Source organism: Mitsuokella sp. AF33-22 (assembly GCF_003475755.1).
GTDB lineage: Bacteria > Bacillota > Negativicutes > Selenomonadales > Selenomonadaceae > Mitsuokella.
On sequence record NZ_QRQA01000012.1, the window covers coordinates 94,651 to 94,951 of the forward strand.

Here is a 301-nt window from a genome sequence, read left to right on the forward strand (position 1 = left end):
CGGATGAACCGCTCAATCCAAGCAGAGGGAACATTCGGTATCTTGAAGACAGACCGCTGGTACAAAAAAATAGTGCGGAGAGGCAGCGATGCTGTCCGCATGGAGATTTTCCTGGTTTCAATAGGTCACAACCTGTATAAGTACTACAACAAAAAGCAAAAGATGAGACAGGCCGCATAGGATGGATGGTATACCATTTTATGGGTAAAGGGGGCGTATACCCTTTTTTCAGGACAGGAAGCTCTCGGCACGCAAAAAGAGGCTGTGGACAAAATGATTTTACATTTTGTCACAGCCCCTT

General features: G+C 45.8%; 1 protein-coding gene. It reads left to right on the forward strand.

The genetic code is table 11. The features are described 5' to 3' along the window. On the forward strand, positions 1–180 hold a 180-nt coding region (locus DWZ54_RS12045), incomplete at its 5' end, for a transposase (protein ID WP_233541668.1). Positions 181–301 lie beyond the last annotated feature (121 nt).